This is a genomic window from Alkalibacterium sp. m-11 (genome assembly GCF_054658155.1).
The window spans coordinates 1-7,296 of the sequence record NZ_BAAGIR010000100.1; the positions used below are offsets into that span (position 1 = coordinate 1).

At 33.4% G+C, this 7,296-nt stretch carries 8 protein-coding genes; all 8 read left to right on the top strand.

What is annotated here, in order from left to right:
* Positions 1-367: 367 nt before the first annotated feature.
* Positions 368-2,278, top strand: coding sequence for a BglG family transcription antiterminator (locus tag ACYQ2O_RS09350; protein ID WP_459770931.1), 1,911 nt, complete (start codon positions 368-370; stop codon positions 2,276-2,278).
* Entirely contained in the window at positions 2,279-2,599 is a 321-nt protein-coding gene (locus ACYQ2O_RS09355; RefSeq protein ID WP_459770929.1) for a PTS lactose/cellobiose transporter subunit IIA, read from the top strand. It abuts the gene before it with no gap.
* A gap of 11 nt (positions 2,600-2,610) precedes the next feature.
* Entirely contained in the window at positions 2,611-2,913 is a 303-nt protein-coding gene (locus ACYQ2O_RS09360; protein ID WP_459770927.1) for a PTS sugar transporter subunit IIB, read from the top strand.
* A gap of 18 nt (positions 2,914-2,931) precedes the next feature.
* Entirely contained in the window at positions 2,932-4,233 is a 1,302-nt protein-coding gene (locus tag ACYQ2O_RS09365; protein ID WP_459770925.1) for a PTS sugar transporter subunit IIC, read from the top strand.
* A complete protein-coding gene (locus tag ACYQ2O_RS09370) occupies positions 4,233-5,705 on the top strand; it encodes a glycoside hydrolase family 1 protein (RefSeq protein WP_459770923.1) in 1,473 nt (490 codons plus the stop codon). The genes ACYQ2O_RS09365 and ACYQ2O_RS09370 overlap by 1 nt, the downstream gene beginning before the upstream one ends.
* Before the next feature lie 276 nt (positions 5,706-5,981).
* Positions 5,982-6,332: a hypothetical protein gene (locus tag ACYQ2O_RS09375; protein ID WP_459770921.1), complete on the top strand. Its 351-nt coding sequence runs from the start codon at positions 5,982-5,984 to the stop codon at positions 6,330-6,332.
* A 3-nt stretch (positions 6,333-6,335) separates the two neighbouring features.
* Positions 6,336-6,680 carry an IS1634 family transposase gene (locus ACYQ2O_RS09380; protein ID WP_459770932.1) on the top strand — a complete coding sequence of 115 codons (345 nt, stop codon included), beginning with the start codon at positions 6,336-6,338 and terminating at the stop codon, positions 6,678-6,680.
* 104 nt (positions 6,681-6,784) lie between these two features.
* Positions 6,785-7,138, top strand: coding sequence for a hypothetical protein (locus tag ACYQ2O_RS09385; protein WP_459770920.1), 354 nt, complete (start codon positions 6,785-6,787; stop codon positions 7,136-7,138).
* The last annotated feature ends 158 nt before the right edge of the window (positions 7,139-7,296 follow it).

Consider the following 7,296-nt stretch of genomic DNA (forward strand, 5'->3'; position numbering starts at 1 on the left):
AGTAAAAGGAGACCGGAATCATTGGATAATTGACCGCCATCGTTTGACATAACCAAATGGGGATTGAATTGTAGTTGCTTTTCTTGTAAAGTTGACATTGAGCACACCTCTTGTTTTTGTTGTTTTGGTCGACTTTACAATAACATAGAGTGTGCTCTTTTTGTATATTTTTTTCTTCACCCAACGGGTGAATAAGGAATAGATTGATAAACCTTATTAAAGCGGGGTAAATGCCTGTTCTGACAAGGTACTATGAATTATTCAGGTTAAAATAGAAAAATAAAAGTTTCCACATTAATGAGGAAAAGCATTGAATGAAAGCGCAGACATTATGTATTATATTTATTTTTGAGAGGAGGCATTGGTTTTGGATAAAACGTTCTTACAGATAATAAGATTTCTTGAAAAAAGAGATACAGCAGTAAGTAGTGCTGAAATTGCAGATAATTTAAGATTATCAACTAAAACAATTTTAAGTAGAATCAAAAAGTACGGAGATGATATTCAATCCAAAGGAGGGGTAATTAAAAGTAGGCCAAGGGTTGGTATTTCTTTGGAAATACAGGATCAGGATTTATGGAATAAAAACTTTCATGAAATGAATACCCCAATATTTAGTGAGCCTCAACAAAGAATGGAATATATCATATTAAGTTTATTGTTATCTGAAGAACCAATAGCACTAGAGGATTTTTCAGAAAAATTATATTCAAGTTACTCAACTGTAGGAAATGATTTAGTTTCTATTAGACAAGAACTTGCTAGCCATAATTTGGAGCTCATAAATGTTAGAGGTAAAGGGTATTTGATTCAAGGGAAAGAATCAGATTTGAGAAAATATTTTTCTATGAAAATAAGGAAAATGAATTGGTTAGAAATGCTTTTTGATGGAAAAGATGCTATAAATTGCAATGAAATTGAGCTGAATATAAAAAGGATATTGGCTAAAAACTATTATCACTTATCAGATAATAGTTTTGAAAATCTCAGTGTTCACATTTATATCATGATAAATAGGATAAAAAATAATAAGTATGATCGATCTAAATTTGATGAGAATCATCTAAATGATTTTTCGCCAAAAGTGAAATCTATAGCTGAAGAGTTGGCAGATTATATAAGTACAGTAATTGATACTGACCTACCTGTTATAGAAATTTATATGTTAATGATTCAATTATCCGCCAAGCAGGTGATTGCGAATAAGAAAAAAATTGTAATCTCTGATGAAATATTGGAAATGGTTAACGAAATGCTAATTCTTATTAAAAACTCTTTTCATATTGATATGAGTAATAATATTGAGTTAACAAGAAATCTGGCTCTGCATCTAGTGCCTTTAAATTATAGGTTAGAATATAACATAAAAATAGAGAATCCTTTGGTGGAAGAAATTAAAAAGAATTTTCCTTTAGGCTACATTTTATCGAATGAAGCGAGTAAGGTAATTTCGAATAAGTATGGGAAGCAACTAGATGAGAATGAGATTGCACTATTGGCACTACATTTGAATTTGGGACTTCAGAGAGTTAGAGAACCAAAACAAACAATTAGGAAGAAAAGAGTGTTAATTATCTGTGGCACAGGTATTGGAACAGCAAAGATGCTTGAATATCAAATTATGGAAAAGTATGGAGAATATATAAAAAGCACAAATGTTAGTGATTCAATTAATGTGGACCGTATTGAATTATCACAATATGATTGTTTGATTTCAACAACATCACTTCGTAAAGAATATGAGATACCTTCACTGCATGTTAACTACTTTTTAACAAAAGAGGATTTCAATAATATAGAAAATTTGTTGATAGAAAAGGATAGAGAGAAGCAGATAGAGAGTTTTTTCTCCGAAGATTTATTTTTTGTGGATATTAAAGGTGATACAAAAAATGAAGTAATTAGGGAAATGATAAAGAGAGCTAATCAAATTAAGGAACTGCCTGATCAATTATTAGAATCAATCTTAAAGCGAGAGGAGTTATTTTCAACTGAAATAGGTAATGGAGTAGCAATTCCGCATCCATTTGAACAATTTGATATAGAGACCCAATCTATTATTTCAATATTAGAACATCCAATAAAATGGGACAAGAAAAAAGTTCAATTTATTATGATATTTATGATTGGAAAAAATGATAAAAACAGTTTACAACTATTTTATCAGGCGATAAGTAGTTACCTTGTGAATTCTTATAAAATCAACAAAATTATAAAAGAAAAAAATTACAATAATTTTATAGAAGATATCAAAGAAAATAATGGTGGAGGTCATTAAATGGATAATTATGAACGAGAGTTTCAGTTAATCTTACATGCAGGTGATGCAAGATCTAAAGCGATGTTGGCAACTGAAGAAGCTAGAGATGGTAATTTTGATTTAGCAGAAAAATTAGTGGCTGAGGCAAAGGAATCATTTAAGCAGGCACATAAAAGTCAAACGTCATTGATTCAAGCAGAAGCAAAGGGGGAAAAAACGGAATTAAACATACTATTAATACATGCTCAGGATCATTTATCAATAGCTTTAACCAGTATGGATAATGCTCAGGAATTTATTTCTATCTACAAAGTATTACATCATAATAAATTAATTTAGGAGGAATTATAATGAGAATAATGTTAGCGTGTGCTGCAGGGATGTCTACAAGTATCTTAGTGAACAAGATGGAGGAATCGGCTAAAGAACAAGGGAAAGACTATAAAATTTGGGCGGCAGATCAAAGTTTGATTGAGGACCAGTTGGATGATTTTGATGTGTTATTACTAGGTCCACAAGTGGCACATACTTTAAAGAAAGTAAAACGTATCGTGGGTGACAAGGCTCCAGTGGCAGTCATTAAAGCAATTGATTACGGTCGTGGTGATGGTGAGGCAGTATTGAAGTTCGCAGAGGAATTAATAAAAGAATAATAAAGAGGAGAGACCACTATGTCAGCAATGGAAAAATTTACTGAAATAATTCATGATGTAGCCGTATGGGTCGATGATAATAAGTATTTATCAGCTATAAAGAGAACCTTTACGCTATATATGCCATTTGTAATTGTTGGATCGTTTTCAACATTATTTAATGTTTTATTATCCAGTCCGACAACAGGACTTGCTCAGTTCAGTATGTTTGAATGGTTAGGAGCTCTAACTCCAGCTTTTGATGCTATGAATTTTGCGACGTTAAATAGTATGTCTTTAGCTATTCCTGTAATACTTGGTGCAGTCTTAGGCCAAGCGAACAAAGTTAATCCAGTTACTAGTAGTGTATTGGCCTTAGCGACCTATATAAGTGTCATTCCACAAAGTGTTGAGGTCGTTTTAGAAGGAGCTTCACAGTTAGCAGCCGGGTTACCGGTTAGTGCGATAAATGCATCAGGACTATTTGTTGGAATGATTTCAACAATTCTTATTGTTGAATTGTTCAGCAAGTTAACCAACATTGATAGACTTATAATCAAAATGCCACCAAGTGTTCCAGCAGGAATAACTGAATCGTTTAACGTATTAATTCCAATTGCACTAACTTTAATAATCTCATCTATCGCTGGACAACTATTTGTTTTAGCAACAGGAAATTATTTAAACGAATATATCTATGCGATTATTCAGGCTCCATTAGAAGCTATAGTACAGACACCAGCTGGTATAATAATATTAGTAGTTCTATCGCAAGTATTTTGGTTAGTAGGTATTCATGGTGGATTAATAGTATCACCTGTAAGAAATCCCTTGTTAATAGCGGCTTTAGCACAAAATATTAATGAATTGAATGCAGGTTTAGAACCTTCTAATCCAGTAACTATGGGATTCTGGATTGTTTTTATGGTAGTAGGGGGAGCCGGACTTACTTTATCATTAATTATTTCATTATTGTTATTTTCAAAAAATGAAGATTCAAAGGCTATAGCAAAAATTTCATTAATTCCAGGATTATTTGGTATCAGTGAGCCTATTGTGTTTGGACTACCATTAGTATTGAATCCTACATTTGCAATACCATTTGTTTTTTCATCAGGAATAGGTACTGCTATTGCTTTATTCTTTAACAATATCGGATTCATTTCACCAAATACTGTAGACGTGCCATTTGGGATTCCACTGGGGTTAAACGCATTTTTAGGGTATGGATTGTCAGGGGTAATTGTGCAATTGATTATTCTAGTAGTTGGTATTGTATGCTATATTCCATTTGTTTTAGCTGAGAATAGAATTAAACCAGAGCTAGAGGAGAGTAAATAATGACTAAAATTAATTTTCCAGAAGGATTTTTATGGGGTGGCGCAACCGCTGCCAATCAACTTGAAGGAGCCTGGAATGTTGATGGTAAGGGTATGTCAGTAGCGGATGTTGCGATGTTTAAGCCAGAAGTTGATGTAAAGGACTATAAAAGTCAATGGCATGTTGGTATTGATGATATAAAGAAGGCGATGGCTACTGATGATGAAGTGTATTATCCTAAACGACATGGGATAGATTTTTATAATAGATATGAAGAAGACTTAAAGTTGTTTGGTGAGTTGGGCTTTAAAACATTAAGAGTATCCATTGCTTGGACAAGACTTTTTCCGAATGGAAATGAAGAAAAACCAAATGAAAAAGGGATTCAATTTTATAAAAAAATGTTTGATGAAATGAGAAAAAACAATATTGAGCCTTTAGTCACATTATCCCATTATGAAATGCCTCTCTATTTAGTTAATGAATATGACGGATGGGTTTCTAGAGAGGTAGTAGATTTCTTTGTAAAATTCTGTGAAGTATGCTTTAGAGAGTTCAAAGATCAGGTTAAATATTGGTTATCATTCAATGAAATTGATAGTGTATTCCGACATGCTTTTACGACTGTTGGGGTTGTTGAAGAAAAGTACACTAATAAAAAAGATGCGGAAGAAGCTATTTATACTGCGGTTCATCACCAGTTTGTTGCTAGTTCTTTAGCGACAAAAGCAATGAGAAAAATTATTCCCGGGGCACAAATGGGAGCGATGTTAACTAGATTATTAACATATCCTGAAAACAGTGATCCGCTGAATATTGAATTAGCTCAGAAAATAAATAGGGATAATTTCTTTTATTCTGATGTTCAAATTAGAGGAAAATATCCACAACATGTTTTGAATTATTTTGAAAAAGAGAACTTTAATATTCCTATTTTAGAGGAAGATATTGAAGTATTAAGAGAATATACAGTTGATTTTCTGTCATTTAGTTATTATATGTCGCTAGTTTCGTCTATTCATGAGGAGGAACGTGAAAAAGTAGGTGGTAATGTAGCGGATGGTGTAAAAAATCCATCCTTAGAAACTAGTGAATGGGGATGGCAAATTGATCCTAAAGGATTAAAGATAGCTCTAATTGATTTATATGATCGTTATGAAATCCCACTATTTATTGTCGAAAACGGAATGGGTAGTAAAGATGAATTAATTGATGGAGAAGTACATGATGATTATCGTATACAATATTTTAAAGATCATTTCTTAGCTATGAATGATGCAATAAATGAAGGTGTAGAGTTAATGGGATACACATCATGGGGATGTATCGACCTAGTAAGTGCATCAACTTCTCAGATGTCTAAACGTTACGGATTTATTTATGTAGATTTAGATGATTATAATAAGGGAACTCTAGCAAGATATCCAAAAGACTCATTCTACTGGTACCAAGAAGTAATTAAGACAAATGGCCAATCATTGGTAAGTGAGTAGATTTTTATACTCAAAAATAAGTCTCTATAAATTTTCAAGAAGTGAATAATATTCGAAATAAAGATGTTGGTGAATTTTTATCAGCATCTTTATTTTGATGTGCGCCTGGCATGGGTGCTAACTTGGTGGTGAAAGTCCACTACATGCTTGGCAGTAGGAACTGTTAGATAATGGCAAGGGTGTCCCCCGTGAGGTGGAATCTGAAGGAAGCCGGAGGCAAACACTCGCACAGACGAACAGAAATCTCATATGAAGGCTGAATTAGGATGGACGAGCTTGCATCACAAAGTAAAGTCCGATACTGCACGAGTTGTAGAAAAGCATTCTATACCGATAAAAAAGAGGCGAAAAAAGGCCAAGATTGTAGCAAAATTTGATCCCCATAAACCCATCCCTAAAAATGACCAACGGTCATTCAATGTCGGGTATTTATTTTTACAATCCCTTTATCATCAACTAAAGCTGGATAAGGTCTGCCGCATCATTTCAGACAAACACAACTTTTCTTATGACTTAAACACGATACTCTCTCGACTGATTTATATGCGTATACTGAATCCCCGGTCAAAGAAAGGAACGTTTGAGTGTGCGCAAGATTTACTTGAAGCGCACGAAGTAGAATCCTAGCACATTTATCGTGCCCTAGATGTTTTAGCCGAAGAATCAAATACTATCGAAGAAATGGTCTATCAGAACAGTTTAGAAATTGTGGAACGTAACCAACAGGTATTATATTACGATTGCACGAATTTCTATTTTGAAATTGAAGAAGCCGAAGGCTTAAAACAATACGGCATGTCTAAAGAGAATCGCCCTAACCCCCTTGTTCAAATGGGTCTGTTCATGGATAGTAACGGGCTGCCCCTTTCTTTCGTGATTCACTCAGGCAACCAAAATGAACAACCGACGTTAAAGCCATTGGAAAAGAGAATTATACGCGATTTTAACTTTAATGTTAAGTTGAAAATAATGTGAAGTCCTCCGTGATATGAACTATTGAACGGTTTTCTGATAGATATTACTTTACATTAATGAGTCAATAGCAAATAATTGAGGTACATATTATAGGAGGGATTTCCATGAGTATTTCAACCGACGGTTGTGAAGATGCAGATAAATTACTACAGAAGTTTGAAAAGTATATTAAGGATCATTACCCTAATCATCGCACGCAAAATTTTTATATTAAAATTATGTCAAAATTTAATGATTCTTATTTAGTGGCTAGCGAGAATATAGACAAGGCATTATCTCACTATTACTATTCAGTAACCAAAACAATCCCCTATCAAAAACCAAAAACGGATTATCTGAGATCTAAGGCTAGGGTAATCTTAGTTTTTAAAGATGTTATACAAGGCATCTCCCCACAGAAAAAATATTTTTCAGACCATCTATATTCAGTTCATAATAACTCAAGTTTCGCACCCTAATAAATGCTTCACAATCCTATCGGATTAACCTTCACCAAAGAAATTACGCAGCAATTTGTTCTTGGTTTGACTGATTTCCAATCAAAATTTCTTTGAATGCCGCCGGTAATGTGTCGATTAATTGATCGAGCAACGCCGTTACTTGTTGTTCGGATAAT

Coding starts and splice junctions, on each gene's coding strand:
- ACYQ2O_RS09360 (WP_459770927.1), top strand. CDS start 2,611: ATGAGAATAATGTTAGCGTGTGCTGCAGGGATGTCTACAAGTATCTTA.
- ACYQ2O_RS09370 (WP_459770923.1), top strand. CDS start 4,233: ATGACTAAAATTAATTTTCCAGAAGGATTTTTATGGGGTGGCGCAACC.
- ACYQ2O_RS09385 (WP_459770920.1), top strand. CDS start 6,785: ATGAGTATTTCAACCGACGGTTGTGAAGATGCAGATAAATTACTACAG.
- ACYQ2O_RS09365 (WP_459770925.1), top strand. CDS start 2,932: ATGTCAGCAATGGAAAAATTTACTGAAATAATTCATGATGTAGCCGTA.
- ACYQ2O_RS09355 (WP_459770929.1), top strand. CDS start 2,279: ATGGATAATTATGAACGAGAGTTTCAGTTAATCTTACATGCAGGTGAT.